Source organism: Nocardioides sp. SYSU D00038 (genome assembly GCF_016924665.1).
GTDB lineage: Bacteria > Actinomycetota > Actinomycetes > Propionibacteriales > Nocardioidaceae > Nocardioides.
In genome coordinates, this window is record NZ_JAFFJT010000030.1 from 23,470 (window position 1) to 40,343 (window position 16,874).

Here is a 16,874-nt window from a genome sequence, read left to right on the forward strand (position 1 = left end):
CGGTCGGGCTGCCGCCCTCAACTACCCTCGTCGGCGTGACGACCACCACGCGGCCGGAGCGCGCCCCGGCGTCCGAGCGGCTGCGGGCGCTGATCGGCAGCGGCGCCGGCATCGCCGTGGCGATCGTGACGATGAACGTCGCCACCTACGGCTTCCAGATGATCGCCGCCCGGCTGCTCGGTCCGGAGCAGTACGGCGGCGTCGCCTCGCTCATGGCGCTGCTGCTCGTCGTCGCCGTGGTGCAGCTGGGGCTGCAGGCGACGGCCGCGCGCCGGATCGCCGCCACCCCCGACCACGTCGCCCAGATCGAGCGCTCGATCCTCCGGGTCACCTACCGCGCGGCACTGGCGATGGGCCTGCTCCTGCTGCTGCTCGCGCCGCTGGTGTGGCAGCTGCTCAAGCTCGACAGCATCGTCCCGGCACTGCTGGTCGCCGTGGCCGCCGTACCGCTCACGGTGATGGGGGGCCAGGCCGGCATCCTCCAGGGCGAGCGCCGCTGGCTGGCCCTCGGCCTGGTCTACCTCGCCGCCGGCCTGCCCCGCCTGGTGCTGGGCTGGGCGGCGATCTCGGTGCGGCCCACCGAGGGCGCCGCGATGGCCGCGGTCGCGCTCGGCATGTGGGCGCCGGTGGCCGTGGGCTGGTGGGCGCTGCGGCACGGCCGTCACCCGGGCGAGGACGTCGCGACCAACGCCGCCCGGCCCACCGCCCGCGAAGCGCTGCGGGCGTCGGTGGCGCTGCTGGCGTTCTTCGTGCTCTCCAACGCCGACATCGTCATCGCTCGCCAGGTGCTCGACGGCCACGACGCCGGCCTCTACGCCGGTGGCCTGATCCTCACCAAGGCCGTGCTGTTCCTCCCCCAGTTCGTCGTCGTGGTCGCCTTCCCGGCGATGTCGACCGTGGCCGAGCGGCGCCGGGCGCTGCTGCGGAGCCTGGCCGCGGTGCTGGCGCTCGGGGTGGTCGCCACCGCCGGCGCCGTCCTGCTCAGCGGGGTCGCCATGGTGTTCGTGGGCGGGGAGAAGTACGGCGAGGTGGAGTCGCGGCTCTGGCAGTTCGCGGTGCTCGGCACCTTCCTGGCCATCCTCCAGCTGCTCGTCTACTCGGTGCTGGCCCGCCAGGGGAGCCGCTCGGTCAACCTGGTGTGGGCCGCGGTGGTGGCCCTGGTCGCCGGTGGCGTGTTCGTCGACAGCCTCGACGGGCTGCTGCTCCTGGTGCTGCTGGTCGACGGTGCCCTGTTCGTGCTGCTCCTGTCGTTCAGCCTGTGGCGGCTCAAGGAGCCGGTGCCATCCGACCCCGCGGCCGCCCCGGACACCACCCCCGCGCCCGCCCCCTGACCTCCGCGGCTCCGCCGACCGGCGTTCGCGGGCGCGGGTCGGGTCAGTGCGCGGCCTCGTGCCAGCTGTGGCCGGTGCCGACCGAGACGTCGAGCGGCACTAGCAGGTCGGCGGCGGCGGCCATGCCGGCGCGCACCACCTCCTCGAGCTGCTCCCGCTCGCCCGGCGCCACCTCGAGCACGAGCTCGTCGTGGACCTGGAGCAGCATCCGCGAGCTCAGGCCGGCGTCGCGGACGGCCTCGTCGACCCGCAGCATGGCGACCTTGATGATGTCGGCCGCGGAACCCTGGATCGGCGCGTTGAGCGCCATCCGCTCGGCCATCTCGCGGCGCTGCCGGTTGTCGCTGACCAGGTCGGGCAGGTAGCGACGGCGGCCCATGATGGTCTCGGTCCAGCCGGTGCGGCGGGCCTCGTCGACGACGCCCGCGAGGTAGTCGCGGATCCCGCCGAAGGTCTCGAAGTAGTCGTCCATCAGCACCCGTGCGTCGCTGGGCTCGATGCCGAGCTGCTGGCCGAGGCCGAACGCCGAGAGGCCGTAGGCCAGCCCGTAGTTCATCGCCTTGATCTTGGCCCGCTCCTCGACCCCCACCTGGTCGGCCGGGATGTCGAAGACCTTGGCCGCGGTGATCGAGTGGAAGTCGCGGCCCGACCGGAACGCCTCGATCAGCTCCTCGTCCTGGGACAGGTGGGCCATGATCCGCATCTCGATCTGGCTGTAGTCGGCGGTCATCAGCGACTCGAACCCCTCGCCGACCACGAACCCCTCGCGGATCCGGCGGCCCTCCTCGGTGCGGATCGGGATGTTCTGGAGGTTGGGGTCGGTGGAGGAGAGCCGGCCGGTCGCGGCGATCAGCTGGTTGAACGTGGTGTGGATCCGGCCGTCGGGCTGGACGGTCTTGAGCAGCCCCTCGATGGTCTGCCGCAGCCGCGCCACGTCGCGGTGGCGGAGCAGGTGGAGCAGGAACGGGTGCTCGGTCTTGACGTAGAGGGCCTGCAGCGCGTCGGCGTCGGTCGTGTAGCCGGTCTTGGTGCGCTTGGTCTTGGGCATGCCGAGCTCGTCGAAGAGCACCACCTGCAGCTGCTTGGGCGAGCCGAGGTTGATCTCCTTGCCGATCACCGCGAACGCCTCGTCGGCCGCCCGCTTGACCTCGCCCGCGAAGTGGGCCTCCAGGGACTCGAGGTGGTCGACGTCGACCGCGATGCCGATCCGCTCCATGCCGGCCAGCAGGTCGACCAGCGGCAGCTCGACCTCGGCCAGCAGCCGGGTGCCGCCGCGCTCCTCGAGCTCGTCGTCGAGCGCGGCCGCCAGGTCGAGCACCGCGCGGGCGTGCAGCATCGCGGTGTCGGCCACCACCGAGCCGCCCTCGAGGTCGTCGAAGAGCAGCTCCTCCTGGCCGGCGTCGGCGCCGCTGGGGCCCTGCTTGAGCTCGCGCTTGAGGTAGCGCACGGTCAGGTCGGCCAGGTCGTAGGAGCGTTGGTCGGGCCGGGCGAGGTACGCCGACAGCGCGGTGTCGCGCTCCAGCCCGGCCAGCGGCAGCCCGCGCCCGGCGAGCGCCAGCATCGGCCCCTTGGCGTCGTGGAGCACCTTGGGTCGGGCCGGGTCGGCGAGCCAGTCGGCGAGGGCCCGCTCGGCGTCGGGGTCGAGGGTCTCGACCGCGACGTACGCCGCGCCGTCCTCGGTCGCCAGTGCCAGCGCGGTGACGTCGCCGGTGCCGGCCTGCCAGTGGCCCACGGGGTGGACGCCGACCCGGGTGCCGGTGGCGTGCTCGGCCAGCCAGGCCGCGACCTCGCCGGGCTCGAGCACCCGCATCGCCACGTCGAAGCCCGAGTCGTCGACGGCGTCCTCCTCGGTGGGGATCGCCTCGAGCAGCCGGGTGCGCAGCACCTGGAACTCCAGGCCGTCGAAGAGGGTGTGCACCGCCTGACGGTCCCACGAGGCCCACGCGACGTCGCGGGGCCCGACCTCGAGGTCGAGGTCGGTGACGAGCGCGTTGAGCCGCCGGTTGCGGATCACGTCGCCGAGGTGGGCGCGCAGCGCCTCCCCCTTCTTGCCGGTGATCTCGTCGGCGTGGGTGATGACGTTGTCGAGCCCGTCGTACTGGTTGAGCCACTTGGCGGCGTAGCCCTGGCCCACGCCCGGTACGCCCGGCAGGTTGTCGGAGGTCTCGCCCACCAGCGCGGCGAGCTCTGGGTAGCGCTGCGGCGGGACGCCGTAGCGCTCCTCGACCGCCGCGGGGGTCATCCGGGCCAGGTCGGAGACCCCGCGCATGGGGTAGAGCACGGTGGAGCGGTCGGAGACCAGCTGCAGAGAGTCGCGGTCGCCGGTGAGGATCAGCACCTCGAACTCGTCGTTGAGCGCCTGGGTCGCCAGCGTCGCGATGATGTCGTCTGCCTCGTAGCCGTCCTTCTTCAGGAACGGGATCCGCATCGCGGTCAGCACCTCCTCGATGAGGGGCAGCTGGCTCGAGAACTCGCTGGGGGTCTTGCTCCGGCCGGCCTTGTACTCGGCGTACTCCTCGAGCCGGAAGGTCTGCCGCGAGACGTCGAAGGCGACGGCGATGTGGGTGGGTCGCTCGTCGCGCAGCACGTTGATGAGCATCGAGGTGAACCCGAAGACCGCGTTGGTGTGCTGGCCGGTGGTGGTGGAGAAGTTCTCGACCGGCAGGGCGAAGAAGGCACGGTAGGCCAGCGAGTGGCCGTCGAGGAGCAGGAGACGGGGGCGTACGGCGGTCTCGGGCACGTTCGCGACCCTATCCCGTGCCGCCGACGGTGCCGGGGTGGGGAGAATGGCCCCATGGAGCAGTCGCGGGAGTCGCAGCCGTCGGTCGAGGAGTTCCTCAGCAGCATGCCCGCGGGCATGGGCACGTTGAGCGACAAGATGGGCATCGAGCTCGTCGAGATCGGCCCCGAGCGGCTGGTCGCCACCATGCCGGTCGAGGGCAACCAGCAGCCCTACGGCCTGCTCCACGGCGGCGCCTCCGTGGTGCTCGCCGAGACCCTCGGCTCGATCGGGTCGGCGCTGCACGCGCAGCCCGACAAGGTGGCCGTGGGCGTCGACATCAACGCCACCCACCACCGGGCCGCCACCACGGGCGTGGTCACCGCGGTCGCCACCGCGATCCACCTGGGTCGCTCCTCGACGAGCTACGGGGTGGTGATCTCCGACGAGCGCGACAAGCGGGTGTGCACGGCGCGGATCACCTGCGCGCTGGTGCCGGCCGGACGGTTCTGAGACCCAGGTACGACGGCCGCCGCGGTCAGCCGCGCGGCAGGGCCTGCGAGCGGCGCATCGAGCGGCGCGCGGCCAGCACCTGGCCGAGCTGGCGGCCGGCCGCGCCGCGCGGGCTGCCCGGGCGCAGGGCCTCGACCCGCGAGCGCATCACCGGGGTGGCGGCGATCCGGGCGACCGCGAGCGGGCCGAGCGCCATCCGGGCCATGAACCGGTTGGCGTCGCGGGAGCCGGCCGCCACGAAGGTCTCGACGTGCTGGGCGCCGGCCTCCTCGGCGAACGCGACGGCGGCCTCCATCAGCGCATGGCCGACGCCCTTGCGCCGGAAGCCGACCGCGACGTGGGGCGACACCACCTGCACGGCGGGGTCGAGGTTGAGCTGGCTGAGGGTGGTCAGCCGCAGCAGCACGGCGCCGGCGACGGTGCCGTCGTACTCGGCGACCAGCAGGCGCTGGTCCGGGGACTGCGCGGCCTCCTTGACGATCAGCTCGACGTCGGCGAGCTGGTCCTGGCGGTCGGCGCGGCGCAACGAGTCGGCCCAGAGCCCGACCAGGAACGCGGCGTCACCGACGACGGCCTGGCGCAGCGACACGGCGGTCCGGCTCACTGTCCCATCGCCTCTCGGCCTCCTGCGTCGACGAGCCCCGAAACCGCCCCCTACGGGCGTTGCTCGGGGCCGAGACTACGCTCAGTGGTCCCACTTGTCACAGGAGGTCTGGTGGTCACTGGCGCCGGCACCCTCGTCAACGTCGCCACCGTCCTCCTGGGTGCCGGGATCGGCGTCGCGCTGGGCAACCGACTGCCCCAGCGGACCCGCGACCTGGTCACCGACGCGCTCGGCCTCGTGACGCTCCTGATCGCCGCCACGTCGGCGATGGCGGTGCTCTCCCCCGACCTCTCCGGCCACGTCGGCGACAGCGCGCCGATGCTGGTCGTGCTGGGCTCGATGCTGGTCGGCGGCATCGTGGGCTCGCTGCTGCGCCTCGAGCAGCGGGTCGAGGGTCTGGGCGGCTGGCTGCAGCGGCGGCTCGAGGGCGACCGCGACGGCGCGGCCCGCCGCCGCTTCGTCGAGGGCTACGTCACCGCCTCGCTGGTCTTCTGCACCGGGCCGCTCACGATCCTGGGCTCGCTGAACGACGGGCTCGGCAACGGCGCCGACCAGCTGTTGCTCAAGTCGGTGCTCGACGGCTTCGCGGCGATCGCGTTCGCGGCGTCGTTCGGCTGGGGCGTGGCGGCGAGCGTCGTCACGGTCGTCGTCGTCCAGGGCGGGCTCACCGTCGTCGGCGTGCTGCTCGGCGACGTGCTGCCCGACGCCCACCTGGCCGCGATCACCGCCACCGGCGGGCTGCTGCTGGTCGGCGTGGCGCTCCGCCTGCTGCGCGTCCGGGAGGTGCCGGTGGCCGACCTGCTGCCCGCCCTGCTGGTCGCGCCCGGGCTGGTCTGGGTCGCCCACCTGGTGGCCTGATCGGGTGCACTGACGGGTCCCCGGTGACGACCATTGACGTAACGGTTCGCTAACGAGAGGGTGCCGGGAAGCGCTACCCGGCTCGTACGGACCTACGGTTTGGGTGCTGTGCCCACCTCCGGGGGCTGGGCCCGCTGTGAACTGCAACACATCCGACAGAAAGGTTCACGACGTGAATCGATCCAAGCCCGCATCCTGGGTGAAGCTGCTGGCCGGCACCGCCGCGCTCAGCCTCGCCCTGGTCGCCTGTGGTTCCGAGGACGACGAGCCGGAGGGTTCGGCCGAGGAGAGCCCGTCGGCGAGCGAGTCCGCCAGCGAGCCCGCCGCCGGGGAGGTCACCGACGACCCCTGCGCCGCCAGTGACACCAGCGCCAACGCCTTCAAGGTCGGCGGCATCCTGCCGGTGACCGGCAACCTCGCCTTCCTCGGTCCTCCGGAGATCGCCGGCGTCGGCCTCGCCGTCTCCGACATCAACGCGGCCGGCGGCGTCAACGGCGCCCAGGCCTGCCACCAGATCGAGGACTCCGGCGACACCTCCGACCTCGCCGTGTCGAGCAACTCCGCCGACAAGCTGATCCAGGGCCAGCCCTCGGTCGTCATCGGCGCCGCTTCGTCCAGCGTCACCGAGAACGTCGTGCAGACGTTCACCGACGCCAAGATCACCGAGGTCTCCCCCGCCAACACCGCGACGTCGCTGAGCGGCGTCTCGCCGTTCTACTTCCGCACCGTGGTGCCGGATAGCGTGCAGGGCAACGCCCTCGCCACGCTGATCGCGGGCGACGGCTACCAGAAGCTCGCGTTCCTGGTGTTCAACGACACCTACGGCACCGGTCTGCGCAACGAGATCGAGAAGAACTTCACCGCGAACGGCGGCACCTGCACCTACGGCTGCAAGGGTGACGGCAACGAGTTCCCGGCCAACCAGACCACGTTCTCGGCCGAGGTGAGCGCCGCGCTGGCGACCAACCCCGACGCGATCATGATCCTGGCCTTCGACGAGACCAAGGCGATCATCCCGGAGCTGAACAACCAGAACTGGGACATGTCGAAGGTCTACCTGTCCGACGGCAACACGTCGAACTACTCCGAGGACCTGCCCCCCGGCAGCATGGAGGGTGCCCAGGGCACCGTCCCGGGTGCCGACGCGGCTCCCGAGGTCAAGGAGAAGCTCAACGCCTGGAACACCCTGGTCAACGGCGAGGAGCTCAACGACTTCTCCTACGCCGCCGAGTCCTACGACGCCGTGATCCTGGCCGCCCTGGCCGCGGTCCGCGGTGGCGCCAACGACTCGGTCACGGTCAAGGACAACTACGCCGCTGTCTCCGGTGCCGCGGAGGGCGCCGAGGAGTGCACGTCGTTCGAGGACTGCGTCGCGCTGCTCGAGGAGGACAAGGAGATCAAGTACTCCGGTCCGTCGGGCATCGGCCCGCTGAACGAGCAGAACGACCCGGAGTCGGGCTACGTCGGGATCTTCGCCTACGACGAGACCAACGCCAACTCCCTCTCGACCACCATCGAGGGCGTCTCCTGATCGGCTGATCCACCCGTTCCACGCCGGAGCCCCCGGACCCGCCAGGGTCCGGGGGCTCCTGTGGTCCGCCGCGCCGAGTCGTCGGGGGGCGTGGCGCTTTAACGCGCCACGGCGGGCGGAAGGGGGGCGCTCGGCGTCGACGTCCTGGGCGAGGGTGCCGAGGTAGAGCTGGATGACCTTGGGGTCGTTGGCCAGCTCGCGGCCGGTGCCGGTGTAGGCGTCGCGGCCCTGGTCGAGGACGTAGCCGCGATCGCAGATCTGCAGGCAGCGCCGGGCGTTCTGCTCGACCATCACCACGCTGACACCGGTCTTGTTGATCATCCGGGTGCGCAGGAACGCCTCGTCCTGGCGCACCGGGGAGAGACCGGCCGACGGCTCGTCGAGCAGGAGCACCGAGGGCTCCATCATCAGCGCGCGGGCCATCGCGAGCGACTGCCGCTCGCCGCCCGAGAGGGCGCCGGCGCTCTGGTTGCGCCGGTCGTGGAGGACCGGGAACAGGTCCCACATCGCGGTGAGCCGCTCCTGGAGCTTGCGGGGCCGCAGGTAGAGGCCCATCCGCAGGTTCTGCTCGATGCTCAGCGACGGGAAGATGTTGTTGGTCTGCGGCACGAAGCCGACACCCATCTCGACCAGCTTGTTGGCGCGCAGGTTGGTGATGTCGCGGCCGTTGAGGGTGACGTTGCCGGAGTGGATCTTGACCAGCCCGAACATCGCCTTCAGCAGCGTCGACTTGCCGGCGCCGTTGGGGCCGATGATGCCGATCATCTCGCCGGGGTAGCAGGTCAGCCCGCAGCCGTTGAGGATGTTGACGCCGGGCAGGTAGCCGGCGACGACGTCCTTGGCCTCGAGGACCGGCTGCCCGGTGCGGGTGGCGGTCACTTCTGCTCCCCCTCGTGCGACGCGGAGCCACCGTGGTCGTGCGATCGCTCCTCGGCGAGCGCCTCGGCCTCGTACTCCTGGATCTTCTCCTCCAGCGTCTCCTCCTGGAGCAGGGCGTCGTCGCCCAGGTCGGTGTCGTGGTGGGCCCCGAGGTAGGCGTCGACCACCGCGGGGTTCGACATGACCTCGTCGGCCTTGCCCTCCGCGACGATCCGGCCCTCGGCCATCACCACGACCCAGTCGGAGATGTGGCGCACGACGTGCATGTCGTGCTCGACGAAGAGCACAGTCATGCCCTCGTCACGCAGCGACTGGATGTGCCCGAGCAGCGACTGCGTCAGAGCCGGGTTCACGCCCGCCATCGGCTCGTCGAGCATGATCATCTTCGGGTCGCTCATCAGGGCGCGCGCCATCTCGAGCAGCTTGCGCTGGCCGCCGGAGAGGCTGCCGGCGTAGTCGTCCTTCTTCTCCAGCAGCTTGAACCGGGCGAGCAGCTCCTCGGCCTTGGTCTCGATCTCCCGTTCCTGGGTCCGCCACAGCGGACGCAGCATCGAGACGCTGAGCGACTCGCCGCGCTGGCCGCTCGCGCCCAGCATCATGTTGTCCATCACCGTCATGCGGTTCAGGGCCTTGGTGAGCTGGAAGGTGCGGACCATGCCGGCCCGGGCGACGCTGGAGGCCGAGGTCTTGTCGAGGCGCTTGCCGTCGAAGGACCAGTTCGCGCCCGTGCGGGCCGACGTGGGCCGGTCGAAGCCGGTGATCAGGTTGAAGAACGTCGTCTTGCCGGCACCGTTGGGCCCGATGAGGGCGGTGATGACGCCGCGCTGCACCTCGAGGTGGTCGACGTCGACGGCGGTGATGCCGCCGAACTGGCGGACGATGTTGTCGACCGTGAGGATGGAGTCGGGCTTGGCCGAGCCGGGCTCGGCGCCGACGCCGGACATCAGCGCCCGGCGCGCCTCCGGGTCGCGCAGGTCGGACTGCACTGGTGCCTCAGACATTGATCCGCAACTCTCTCTTGTCTCCCAGGATGCCTTGTGGTCTGAAGATCACCAGGAGCATCAGGACGACGCCCACGACGATCAGCGAGAACGTCTCGGTCTGCTGGTCGCTCATGATGCTCGACGGCACGTAGGCGTTGGCGGTCTCGCGGAGCAGCACCCGGCCGCCGTAGAAGATCACCGTGCCGAGCACCGGCCCGAAGATCGTCGCCGCGCCGCCGATGAGCAGCGCGGTGTAGGCGAAGAACGTCAGTGCGCGACCCATGGAGTCCGCCTGCACCGTGGAGGGCAGCACGTAGACGATCCCACCCAGCGCACCGAACGAGCCGCCGATGATCAGCGCCTGCATCTTGATCGCGAAGACGTTCTTGCCGAGGCTGCGGATCGCGTCCTCGTCCTCGCGGATGCCGCGGAGCAGGCGGCCCCACGGGCTGCGGACGAGCAGCGCCGCCAGCAGCGTGCAGAGACCCACCAGGGTCCACGCGACGAGCCGGACCCACCAGCCCTGCGCGACGTTGTTCTGGTAGGTGATCGGGAAGACGAAGAAGATCGCCAGCAGGGCGAGCAGGCTGAGGCCCACGACCGCGCCGACCCGGCCCCAGCGGGCGCCGGAGGTGGCGGCCGGGGCGCCGCGGAAGCGGCGGACCAGCAGCACCGCCGCGACCACCAGGCCGATGAAGAGCAGGCCCGCCAGGCCGCGCACGACGCCGGAGCCGTCGAAGGTGTCGCGGTAGTTGAACGGGCTGAGCGTCCACGAGGTGTCGGGCAGGAACGACAGGTCCAGGAAGGGACCCTGGTAGCGCGAGCCACGCAGGCCCAGCGCGCCGCCGGTGAAGTCCTCGAGGGCCGACAACCGGCCCACGAACCTGACGATCTCGGCTGCGGAGATGGTCACGATCGCGAGGTAGTCACCCCGCAGCTTCAGCGTCGGTATGCCCAGCACCAGTGCGAACAGCAGGGCGCCACCGAGGCCGACGACGATCGCCACGACCAGCGGCAGCCCCTCGATGATGGAGATGGCGAACCCGTAGGCGCCGATCAGCATGAAGCCGGCCTGGCCCATGTTCAGCAGACCGGTGAAGCCGAAGTGGATGTTCAGGCCGATCACGGCGATGACCACGGCCGCGGTGCTCGGTGCGATCGCCTCGCGCAGCGACTGGTTGAGGATGCTCAGGATGGTGTCCACGTCGATGCTCCTCTCAACCGACTCGTCCGGCGCGGCCCAGCAGGCCCTGCGGTCGGAACATCAACAGGATGATCAAGATGCCGAGCGCCACGGCGTACTTCAGGTCGCCCGGCGCGCCCAGCGGGCCGGCCAGCTCGACGACCAGGCCGATGATGAGCGACCCGACCAGGGCGCCGAACGCCGTGCCGAGGCCGCCCAGCGTGACCGCGGCGAACAGCAGCAGCAGGATCTGCATGCCGGTGTCCCAGCGGATGCCGTTGCTGACCGTGAGCGCGTAGAGCACGCCGGAGAGACCGGCGAGGCCCGCCGAGGCGGTCCACACGATCCGCACGATCCGGTCGACGTCGATGCCCGACGCCGACGCCAGGGCGGGGTTGTCGGACACCGCGCGGGTGGCCTGGCCGAGGCGGGTGCGCAGCAGGACGAACCCGACGAGGCCGATCATCACGATCGCGATGCCCATCGCGATCAGCGACATGCTGTTGGTGTTGACCGGACCGAAGCTGTAGGACTCGAACGACTGCAGGGTCACCTTCACCTGCGAGCCGCCGACGACGTACTGGAAGGCGTACTGGAGCGCCAGCGAGAGACCGATCGTGACGATCATCAGCTGGGTCAGGCCCAACCCTCGGCGGCGCAGCGGCTTCCACATCACCACGTCCTGGAGCAGGCCGCTGCCGGCGCAGAGCAGGGTGGTCAGGATGATGCCGACCCAGAGGTTGAGGCCGTACTCGGCCTGGCTGACCAGGAAGTAGGCGACCACGCCGCCGAGCGTCACCTGCTCGGCGTGGGCGAAGTTCGAGAGCCCGGTGGTGCCGTAGATCAGGCTGAGCCCGAGCGAGGCGAGCGCGAGCAGCAGGCCGAGCTTGAGGCCGCTGAACGCGCCGCCGACCAGCTGGTCGGTCTTGGAGGTGCCCGAGGCGTCGTAGTCCTCGGAGCGGACCTCGAGGTCGGGCACCGCGGTGCGACCCAGCTGGACCTCGACCCGCAGGGTGCCGTCGGGGCCGGCCTGGGCGGCGGCCGGCGGGATCTGCTCGACCCCGTCGGGGAGCGTGTCCTCGTCGAGCTTGACGAGGTAGGTGCCGGGCTCGGTGAGCGTGAAGGCGAACTTGCCGTCGGCCTCCGTGGTCTGGACCTCGATCTCCACGCCGCCCTCGTCGAGGAGCTGGACGTCGGCGCCCTCGACGGGGTCGGACCGGGAGCCCACCGTGCCGCTCACGCACCCGGTCTTGTCGGCCTGGGCCAGGCAGCCGACCGCGGCCGTGGCCGGGGCGGCCGAGAGCCCGAGCACCCCCAGCGGGGCGAGCACGAGCGCGACCAGCAGGCCGAGGGCCCAGCGTCCCCTGCTCGGCCCTGGGGCTGGATGACGATCCAACACGAAGAGGTCCTCCCATCACGCACCCGCCCGGATGCTGCCCGGCAGTCTAAGCAGGTCCGGAGTGATCCGTGCCACCAGGACCTGCCGGGGGCTCGGCCGCACCCGCGTCGAGACCGGAGCGTTATGGAGCCGTGACCTGCGGTCGGCGAGAGCGGGTCAGCCGCCGGCGAGGCCGGGGCCGTGGGTGATGACCCCGTCGGCGACCTGGCGCATCGAGAGCCGCAGGTCCATCGCGGTCTTCTGGATCCACCGGAACGCCTCGGGCTCCGACAGCCCGAGCTGCGCCTGGAGCACACCCTTGGCGCGCTCGACGGCCTTGCGGGTCTCGAGCCGCTCGGTGAGGTCGGCGACCTCGGCCTCGAGCAGCGAGAGCTCGGCGAACCGGCTGACCGCCATCTCGATGGCCGGTACCAGGTCGGTCTTCGAGAACGGCTTGACCAGGTAGGCCATCGCGCCGGCGTCGCGGGCCCGCTCGACCAGCTCGCGCTGCGAGAAGGCGGTGAGGATCACGACGGGGGCGATCCGGTCGGCGGCGATCTGCTCGGCCGCCGCGATGCCGTCGAGCACCGGCATCTTCACGTCGAGGATCACCAGGTCGGGGCGGTGCTCGCGGGCCTGCTCGACGGCGGTCGCGCCGTCGCCGGCCTGGGCCACGACGTCGTAGCCCTCCTCGGTCAGCATCTCGGCGAGGTCCATCCGGATCAGCACCTCGTCCTCGCCGATGACCACGGTCCGCGTGGCGGTGCTGCTGGGGTCGCTCACGCGGGACAGGCTAGCGGCCCCCCACCGACGCCGACCGCCCAGGCCAGCCCGTGGGAACGGGCGTCGTGGCGGGCCGATGCGCCGCCGCCGACGCCACCGCCGCGAGCGCCGCCGCGACCTCGGCTCGCTCGACGGCGCGACGCGAGCACTCGGTGGCCGCCGCGCGGGCGTTGGCGACCGCGCGCTCGTTGCTGGTCCGTGCCCACGCCCAGGGCCTCCACATGGCGTCCTCCGTCGCTCCCGAGTCGTCGCCGACGTCTCAAATCCTAGTCAATCACTCGACTTTTGTCGACTCGGCGCCGGTCTGCCGATCCACTAGGCTCGGCGCTGCTCCGGCCCCGGTAGCCCAACGGCAGAGGCGATGGTCTCAAACACCATTCAGTGTCGGTTCGAATCCGACCCGGGGCACCAGCGGACGTCGGTGGTCACCGGCACCGTGGAGGCTGTGTACGACGATCCGACCCGCGACCGAGCACTGGCGATGCTGGCTGCCGGCCGCACCCTCTCGGAGACCTCGCGTGCGCTCGGGATCAGCCGTGCGGCGCTGCGCGAGTGGCGCGACCAGCCTCGGGCCGGGCGCACCAACACCTGCCCGCGTACCCCGGGCCACGAGCCGTCCCCGGACGCGTACGTCGAGCTGCTGGGCTACTACCTCGGCGACGGGTGCATCTCCGACTGCGGTCGCTACCACTCCCTGCGCATCTCCTGCGACGCCGCGCTGCCCGGCGTCGTCAAGCGGGTGGCCGAGGTGCTGCAGCAGGTCCGCCCGGACGGCATCGTGCACCGGGTGCCGGCACCGGGCGCAGTCGTCGTGCAGGGCAACTGGAAGCACTGGCCCTGCCTCTTCCCCCAGCACGGCCCCGGGCGCAAGCACGACCGGGCGATCGTGCTCGAGGACTGGCAGCGACACCTGGTCGAGGCCCACCCGGGGCCGTTCCTGCGCGGGCTGTTCCACTCCGACGGGTCGCGGGTGCGCAACTGGGCGACCCGGACGGTCGCGGGGCGCCCGAAGCGCTACGACTACCCGCGCTGGCAGTTCACCAACACCTCCCCCGACATCCGGGAGCTGTGCACGTGGGCGCTGGACCTCGTCGGCATCGCGTGGCGCCAGTCGCGCTGGAACTGCGTCAGCGTCTCGCGGCGCGAGGCGGTCGCGGCTCTGGACGCGCTCATCGGCCCCAAGTCGTGACGCCCAGGTCATGACCGAGCGCCGCCGCGGGAGTCACCTATGCTCGTCGCTCGTGACCAGCAGCCCGCACGACGAGCCCGCCCCGCGCCGGATCCCCCGCCACCAGGTGGTGCGCCGACTGCTCGCGACCTACGACGACCCGCGCTACCTCGAGGTGGGCGTCAGCGCGGGACGCACCTTCCACCAGCTCGCTGCCAGCACGATGGTGGCGGTCGACCCGGAGTTCCGCTTCGACCACGTCGCGGCCGCCCGCGAGCACCCGCACGCGACGTACCACCCGGTCACCAGCGACGAGTACTTCGGCACCGTCATCGGTCGCGACGACAAGTTCGAGGTGGTCTACCTCGACGGGCTGCACACCTTCGAGCAGACCCTGCGCGACCTGCTCAATGCCCTGGAGCACCTCACCCCCGACGGCGTGGTGGTGATCGACGACGTGCGGCCGCCGTCCTACCACGCCTCGCTGCCCGACCTCTCCCAGGTCGCCCGCCTGCGCGAGGCCGCCGGCGACCCCACGAAGGCGTGGATGGGCGACGTCTACCGGCTGGTGTGGTTCATCGACACCTTCTGCCAGCAGCTGACCTGGCGCACCGTCGCCAACAACCACGGTCAGGCCGTGGTCTGGCGGCAGCCGCGCCCGTCGGTCACCGAGCGGTCGGCGCGCGAGGTCGCCGAGCTGCCGTTCGAGCGGGTCGTGCTCGACCAGCAGGTGCTGCGGCTGGCCCGGTTCCGCGACATCGTCGCCGACTTCCGGGCCTGGCGCGGGCTGCCGCCCGAGAGCTGAGCCGCGCTCGGCCGGCCGAGCTAGGAGTTCTCGGGCAGGCAGAGGAAGAACGTGCGCGTCGGCAGGTAGAACGGGCGCGCCACCAGGACGTCGTAGCCCCGCTCCTCGAGCATCCGGAACAGCGCCTGCGGCCGCGGCCAGAACGAGTGCTCGTTGCCCCACGACGCCGTGGAGTGCTTGGCCTGGTCGGGCTCGCGGTAGTGGACGCCGGCGTAGCCCTGCACGGTCACGACCTCGGAGAGCTTGTGGTCCATCGGCGAGCGCGCGCCGTTGGCGACGTGGGTGTCGAGGATGAGCGGGGTGCCGCTCGCCCGGTCGAGCAGCGAGAGCTGGTCGTCGAGCGTCAGGTGGTAGAAGAGCCCGAGGCAGGCGATCAGGTCGTAGCCGCCGAGGTCGACGTCGCGGACGTCGCCTACCTCCCAGGTGATCCGGTCGTCGACGGGGAACCGGTCGCCGCGGGCGTCGTGGGCGGTGACCTTCCACCCGCGGTCGGCGGCGTCGATCGCGAACTTGCCGTGGCCCGCGCCGAGGTCGATCATCCGCCCCGGCTCGACGTGGCCCAGCATCCGGCGGAACCACTTGAAGCGAAGGGCGTGGGTGTGCTCGTCGACCCCACCGTTGGGCGTAGGCATGCCTCAGCCTCTCACGCGCGCTTGTAGGCCGGCGCGACCTCGTTGATCGCGTCGCCCATCCGGTGGATCCGCAGTGCGTTGGTCGAGCCGGGGATGCCGGGCGGCGACCCGGCGATGATCACCACGAGGTCGCCCTCGGTGACCCGGCCGATCTCCAGCAGCTGCTCGTCGACCTGGCGGACCATCTCGTCGGTGTGCTGCACCTGCGAGGTCTTGAACGTCTCGACGCCCCACGACAGCGCGAGCTGCGAGCGCACCCGCGCCTCGGGCGTGAAGGCCAGCACCGGCACCGGGCCGCGCAGCCGCGACATCCGGCGGGCGGAGTCGCCGCTCTGGGTGAACGCCACGACGTACTTGGCGTCGACCCGCTGGGCGACCTCCTCGGCGGCCTTGGCGATGATGCCGGAGCGGGTGTGCGGGTCCCAGTCGATCTGGCCGATGTCGCCGATGCCGTCGTCGTCGTGGGCGTGCAGCTCGGCGGAGGTGATGATCCGGGCCATCGTCTCGACGGTGTGCACGGGGTACTCCCCCACGCTGGTCTCGCCCGACAGCATCACCGCGTCGGCGCCGTCGAGGACGGCGTTCGCGACGTCGGAGGCCTCGGCCCGGGTGGGCGCGGGGTTGGTGATCATCGACTCCAGCATCTGGGTCGCCACGATCACCGGCTTGGCGTTGAGTCGGGCCTTGTTGATCACCTGCTTCTGCAGGAACGGCACGTCCTCGAGCGGGCACTCCACGCCGAGGTCGCCGCGGGCGACCATGAACATGTCGAAGGCGTCGATCACCTCGTCGAGGTTGGCGATCGCCTGCGGTTTCTCGATCTTGGCGATGATCGGGAGCACGACCCCCTCCTCGCGCATGACCTTGCGGACGTCCTCGGCGTCGGCGGCGTTGCGCACGAAGCTCAGCGCGATGAAGTCGACCCCGAGCCGGAGCGCGAACCGCAGGTCCTCGACGTCCTTCTCCGACAGCGCCGGCACCGAGACGGCGACGCCGGGCAGGTTGATGCCCTTGTGGTTGCTCACCGGGCCGCCGACCAGCACCTCGGTGCGCACGTCCTGGCCCTCGACCCCGGTGACCCGGAGCCGGACCTTGCCGTCGTCGATGAGGATCGGATCACCCACGTTGACGTCGCCGGGCAGCCCGGCGTACGTCGTGCCGGCGACCTGGTCGTCGCCCGGGACCTCGCGGGTGGTGATCGTCCAGGCCTGCCCGCGTCGGAGCTGGGCCTTGCCCTCGGCGAAGGTCGCGAGGCGGATCTTCGGGCCCTGGAGGTCGGCGAAGATGCCGACGCCGTGGCCGCTGGTGTCGCTGGCCTCGCGGACCAGGCGGTACGCCTCGGCGTGGTCGGCCTGGGTGCCGTGGCTCATGTTCAGCCGGGCGACGTCCATCCCCGCATAGACCAGTTCCTTGATCCGCCGGGCGGACGCGGTGGCCGGCCCCAGCGTGCACACGATCTTCGCTCTTCGCACGGGACCAACCTAGCGAACCTTGGAACGATCCAACA

The 16,874-nt window shown here is 71.3% G+C and carries 14 protein-coding genes, 1 tRNA gene and 1 pseudogene; 7 read left to right on the forward strand and 9 right to left on the reverse strand.

Annotation, left to right across the window (positions count from 1 at the left end; translation table 11 throughout):
- The first annotated feature begins 35 nt into the window (after nt 1-35).
- Nucleotides 36-1,331, forward strand: a complete 1,296-nt coding sequence (locus tag JT721_RS17650; protein ID WP_307828120.1) for a polysaccharide biosynthesis protein — start codon at nt 36-38, stop codon at nt 1,329-1,331.
- A 43-nt stretch (nt 1,332-1,374) separates the two neighbouring features.
- Here the strand turns inward: JT721_RS17650 and polA are convergent, their stop codons facing one another.
- The gene (gene polA, locus JT721_RS17655) at nt 1,375-4,071 is read right to left on the reverse strand and encodes a DNA polymerase I (RefSeq protein WP_205474581.1); all 2,697 of its coding nucleotides are present in this window, start codon (nt 4,069-4,071) and stop codon (nt 1,375-1,377) included.
- A 54-nt stretch (nt 4,072-4,125) separates the two neighbouring features.
- Here polA and JT721_RS17660 point away from each other — a divergent pair, with 54 nt between their 5' ends.
- Nucleotides 4,126-4,563, forward strand: coding sequence for a PaaI family thioesterase (locus JT721_RS17660; RefSeq protein ID WP_205474582.1), 438 nt, complete (start codon nt 4,126-4,128; stop codon nt 4,561-4,563).
- A 25-nt stretch (nt 4,564-4,588) separates the two neighbouring features.
- Here the strand turns inward: JT721_RS17660 and JT721_RS17665 are convergent, their stop codons facing one another.
- Complete coding sequence (locus tag JT721_RS17665; RefSeq protein WP_307828121.1) at nt 4,589-5,167, reverse strand: GNAT family N-acetyltransferase; 579 nt, start codon at nt 5,165-5,167, stop codon at nt 4,589-4,591.
- Nucleotides 5,168-5,278: 111 nt separating this feature from the next.
- On the opposite strand from JT721_RS17665, the gene JT721_RS17670 reads away from it, so the two are divergent.
- Both JT721_RS17670 and JT721_RS17675 read left to right on the forward strand, forming a co-directional pair.
- Complete coding sequence (locus JT721_RS17670; protein ID WP_205474583.1) at nt 5,279-6,025, forward strand: DUF554 domain-containing protein; 747 nt, start codon at nt 5,279-5,281, stop codon at nt 6,023-6,025.
- Between the two features lie 172 nt (nt 6,026-6,197).
- A complete protein-coding gene (locus JT721_RS17675; RefSeq protein ID WP_205474584.1) occupies nt 6,198-7,556 on the forward strand; it encodes an ABC transporter substrate-binding protein in 1,359 nt (452 codons plus the stop codon).
- Nucleotides 7,557-7,985: 429 nt separating this feature from the next.
- On the opposite strand, the pseudogene JT721_RS21085 reads toward JT721_RS17675, so the two are convergent.
- The 5 genes and pseudogenes from JT721_RS21085 to JT721_RS17700 form a co-directional block, all read right to left on the reverse strand.
- Nucleotides 7,986-8,321: pseudogene (locus JT721_RS21085) on the reverse strand (ATP-binding cassette domain-containing protein); the annotation flags it as partial.
- 110 nt (nt 8,322-8,431) lie between these two features.
- Nucleotides 8,432-9,436, reverse strand: coding sequence for an ABC transporter ATP-binding protein (locus tag JT721_RS17685; RefSeq protein ID WP_205474585.1), 1,005 nt, complete (start codon nt 9,434-9,436; stop codon nt 8,432-8,434).
- Nucleotides 9,429-10,622, reverse strand: a complete 1,194-nt coding sequence (locus JT721_RS21855; RefSeq protein ID WP_205474586.1) for a branched-chain amino acid ABC transporter permease — start codon at nt 10,620-10,622, stop codon at nt 9,429-9,431. The genes JT721_RS17685 and JT721_RS21855 overlap by 8 nt, the downstream gene beginning before the upstream one ends.
- A 13-nt stretch (nt 10,623-10,635) precedes the next feature.
- Complete coding sequence (locus JT721_RS17695) at nt 10,636-12,000, reverse strand: branched-chain amino acid ABC transporter permease (RefSeq protein WP_205474587.1); 1,365 nt, start codon at nt 11,998-12,000, stop codon at nt 10,636-10,638.
- 156 nt (nt 12,001-12,156) lie between these two features.
- Nucleotides 12,157-12,762: a response regulator gene (locus JT721_RS17700; protein WP_307828122.1), complete on the reverse strand. Its 606-nt coding sequence runs from the start codon at nt 12,760-12,762 to the stop codon at nt 12,157-12,159.
- A gap of 335 nt (nt 12,763-13,097) precedes the next feature.
- Here JT721_RS17700 and JT721_RS17705 point away from each other — a divergent pair.
- The 3 genes from JT721_RS17705 to JT721_RS17715 all read left to right on the forward strand — a co-directional run bounded on the left by JT721_RS17705 (nt 13,098) and on the right by JT721_RS17715 (nt 14,735).
- Nucleotides 13,098-13,173: transfer RNA gene (locus JT721_RS17705), tRNA-Leu, on the forward strand.
- Nucleotides 13,174-13,207: 34 nt separating this feature from the next.
- A complete protein-coding gene (locus JT721_RS17710; RefSeq protein ID WP_307828123.1) occupies nt 13,208-13,951 on the forward strand; it encodes a transcriptional regulator in 744 nt (247 codons plus the stop codon).
- A 52-nt stretch (nt 13,952-14,003) separates the two neighbouring features.
- A complete protein-coding gene (locus JT721_RS17715) occupies nt 14,004-14,735 on the forward strand; it encodes a class I SAM-dependent methyltransferase (protein WP_205474588.1) in 732 nt (243 codons plus the stop codon).
- Nucleotides 14,736-14,755: 20 nt separating this feature from the next.
- On the opposite strand, the gene JT721_RS17720 is transcribed toward JT721_RS17715, so the two are convergent.
- Complete coding sequence (locus JT721_RS17720; RefSeq protein ID WP_205474589.1) at nt 14,756-15,367, reverse strand: bifunctional 2-polyprenyl-6-hydroxyphenol methylase/3-demethylubiquinol 3-O-methyltransferase UbiG; 612 nt, start codon at nt 15,365-15,367, stop codon at nt 14,756-14,758.
- An 11-nt stretch (nt 15,368-15,378) separates the two neighbouring features.
- A complete protein-coding gene (gene pyk, locus JT721_RS17725) occupies nt 15,379-16,839 on the reverse strand; it encodes a pyruvate kinase (RefSeq protein ID WP_205474590.1) in 1,461 nt (486 codons plus the stop codon).
- Nucleotides 16,840-16,874 lie beyond the last annotated feature (35 nt).

Excerpts from the sequence above, each read along its gene's own strand:
- JT721_RS17720 (WP_205474589.1), bottom strand. The coding sequence starts at position 15,367 with ATGCCTACGCCCAACGGTGGGGTCGACGAGCACACCCACGCCCTTCGC.
- JT721_RS17660 (WP_205474582.1), top strand. The coding sequence starts at position 4,126 with ATGGAGCAGTCGCGGGAGTCGCAGCCGTCGGTCGAGGAGTTCCTCAGC.
- JT721_RS17685 (WP_205474585.1), bottom strand. The coding sequence starts at position 9,436 with ATGTCTGAGGCACCAGTGCAGTCCGACCTGCGCGACCCGGAGGCGCGC.